This is a genomic window from Candidatus Woesearchaeota archaeon, from assembly GCA_026394965.1.
Lineage (GTDB): Archaea > Nanobdellota > Nanobdellia > Woesearchaeales > 0-14-0-80-44-23 > JAPLZQ01.
On record JAPLZQ010000081.1, the window covers coordinates 1 to 2,964 of the forward strand.

Below are 2,964 nucleotides of genomic sequence, written 5' to 3' on the forward strand. Positions count from 1 at the left end.
AGATTCTCCGACTCCAAGAGAAATTACTTTCTCCCGTGATTCGGCATTTCCGAAAATATCGAACATGCTGAAAACTATCTGGTCTATTCTTAAATCTTTCTTGTTCTCAATTGTTGCATAAATCACCCCTTCTGTCTGGCAGGCGCTCCTGATTTCTATTGCAGCTGAATCGCAGCTGCTTCTTGCGCTTCTGTCCCCTATGTCTGCTGCAGATGACTCTGCGTATCCTGAGCTCCACCTGAAGACGAATGTTCCGAGGGCAACAGTGAATGCCATTATGAGCACCCAGGATATCCAGGTTGCCACTCCTTTCCTGCTTATCTTAAATTTTGTTTTTTCCATTTTGGCTTTTCCAGATTCTTCAATCATCCGTCATATGAATAGATGCTTGTGCCGTTTCTCTGCTGGGAGTAAAAAATTGCTTTAAGCTCTATTTCCCTGCCGTAAATGCTGAAATCATAAGGCATTCCGTCTAAAAATATCCTTATTCTCTCAATTCCATTTTCATTAAATGAAGATTCTTCATCAATGCTTATCTGCCACTCATCTGTTGAGTTTTTCAGGGATGCCGTAATATTCCTGTTGGCGCTGTTTACTGCGCTTATGCTTATGTTGTTCCTGAGGAATATTGTGCTGTTTGAGATTAGCGCATAAAATGCGCCGAATGTTTTTTCCTTTGTCCTTGCATAAGGCAGGAATGCGTCTGTGAAGTTTTCCATTCTCTCGCTCAGGCTTTGCTCGTTGTAGATTGCGCTGTCTATTGCGCTTCCGGATTCCCTCAGGAATTCAGTGTAAAGATTCCTGAACTCATTTTTGGTTGAAAGCTGGATTCTGCTCTGCCCTGCATAGATGCTGTAAGCCATTATGCAGAGCACTATTGCGCCGAATATGTAAAACTGCCCCTTTCTCCCTTTTTTCCTGAAAATATTCTTTTTCATTTTTTCTTTAATTTCCATTTTTCCTTTAATCTTCTGATTGGGCTTAAATGCATTAAACTGTGGTTATTGTCACATTGACTTTTCCGTCGGCAGAGAGCCCGTTGTTCTTTATTATTATGCTGTGCGTTCCTGCATCAAGCTTTCTTTCGCCTGTTATCAGTATGTATGGATATGTGAGTTCTGTGTTTACTGTGTATTTCTCCTTTTCAACCCTGTAGCCGAATGCAGGAAGTATCAATTCGCTGAATGTTCCGCTTTTGAGGTAGCCCTGCCTGCTTTCCGGCTTTGAATCAGGAAGAGTTACAAATATGAACGCATTTGATGAAAGCTCTGAGGCTATTTCAAGCGAGCCGCTTGTGGAGTTTGAGGCATCTGCGCTCCTGCTTTCTGATGCAAGCCCGATTAGATGCTCATTCTCGGTGGAGTAAGCCATCTTCTCAGATTTTATGGGCGATGAAATGCTTCCTGTGTATTTTATCTGGATGTTGAAGCTTCCAACTTCCATGGTATAAGCGCTGCTCTCATAGTCGCCTGCTTTTATTGCAACTGAGTAACTCCCTGCTGTTGCAGGCGCAATGAATGAGATTGTGTAGTTTCCGTTTCCGTTGTCATTGACTGTAAAATCCTCAAGGTATGAGCGCTCAAGCTTCACTCTGAAATACTCCTTTCTTAACTCGCCTATTCCTGTTCCTGAATTCTCCACGCTTATCTGAAAATAAGCCCTGCGGTTTGCATAGAATGGAGTTCCTGGCTGTTCAATCGCGACTGATGCCGGCTGAAGCGCTGTATTTACCGTGAATGACACGGTTTCAGAACGCTTGTTTCCTGAGAGGTCGTAGCATTCTATTGCTATTGTCGGGCTCTGCCCGTTTGATGCAGTTATCCTTGCCTCGTGATGGGTTGAATTTGTGTATTCAAACAAAACTCCGTCATGGTAGCAGTTGGCCTGCTCATTTGTTTTCAGCACTATTATCGGCTGGGTTGAAATCACTGTTCCAGAGGGCTTCTGGAATATTATCAGGGGGGCGGAATTGTCATATGTTGCGCCTGCGCTGTCTGAATCAAGCCCGATGTTTCCTGCATTGTCCTTTGCCTTTACAGTTGCGTGGTAATTGACAGAGTTTTCAGCGCCGCTCATGCTGTGCCTTGTTGTGTTGCCTATCCATGTGCTGTTCTCAATATAAGCGCCGGTGTCTGTTCTTGTTATTGTTATGTAATAGCCCATCAACCCGCTTGAATAATCCCTTGAGACATTCCACTGGAATGAGATTGTTCCGTTTGTGGAATTCTGGTCTGGCGAGAGCATGAACGGGGTTGTTGGAGGAGCAGTATCAACTTTTATTGTGTAGTGCATTGCATTTCCCCAGTTGCCTGCCCTGTCCCTTGCCCTTGCATGGAAGTGGTATGTTCCGTCTGCAATTCCTGAATAGTTCTTCTCAGTTTCATTCTCAAGGTTTGAGAGGTTGCCTTCAGGTATTATGTCTGGAGTTGTGTTCTCATTTGAGTCCAGGATGTAGCTGTATGCAAAGATTCCGCTTGAAAATCCAGCTCCCTGTGGGTCGCTTGCATTCCAGCTGAAGCTCGGGTATGCTGAACTTGGCCTCAATCCAGTCAAGGGAGCATGTTCCTGAAATATTAACGCAGTTGCCGCTGGTGTCATTTACCCTGTAAAGGTAGAACACTTTTGACTCCCTGTCAAATGCGCTCCATGAGGCGTGCAGCGAGCTGTTGCTGCTTGTGTAATCGCCGTCGTCTGTCACAGACAGGTTTATCGGCGCAGTTGTGTCATAAACTGCTTCTGACAGGATTATGCTGTCGTATGTTGATGCAGTGTTTCCTGCGCTGTCAGATGCTTCATAATAGACATTCTTGCTTCCATACCCGTCTGTTGTCAGCCATGCTTTTGTTGAGCTGCATGTTTCCCATTCAGTCCAGGTTGAATTGTCATTTGAATATCTGCATTCTGATATTCCGATTGAATCGGAATAAGTAAGCGAGAGGACAACATTCCTTGTGCTGGTTGTAG

At 44.5% G+C, this 2,964-nt stretch carries 4 protein-coding genes; all 4 read right to left on the minus strand.

Features of this window, described 5'->3' with window-relative positions; all coding sequences use genetic code 11:
• On the minus strand, window positions 1–342 hold a 342-nt coding region (locus NTV63_03445; GenBank protein ID MCX6709977.1), incomplete at its 3' end, for a hypothetical protein.
• Window positions 343–365: 23 nt separating this feature from the next.
• Window positions 366–956: a hypothetical protein gene (locus NTV63_03450; GenBank protein MCX6709978.1), complete on the minus strand. Its 591-nt coding sequence runs from the start codon at window positions 954–956 to the stop codon at window positions 366–368.
• A gap of 34 nt (window positions 957–990) precedes the next feature.
• Entirely contained in the window at window positions 991–2,553 is a 1,563-nt protein-coding gene (locus NTV63_03455; protein MCX6709979.1) for a hypothetical protein, read from the minus strand.
• Window positions 2,435–2,964 (minus strand): hypothetical protein (locus NTV63_03460; GenBank protein ID MCX6709980.1); only part of this gene is annotated, 530 nt, incomplete at its 5' end. The genes NTV63_03460 and NTV63_03455, both read right to left, overlap by 119 nt.

Excerpts from the sequence above, each read along its gene's own strand:
- NTV63_03450 (MCX6709978.1), bottom strand. The coding sequence starts at position 956 with ATGGAAATTAAAGAAAAAATGAAAAAGAATATTTTCAGGAAAAAAGGG.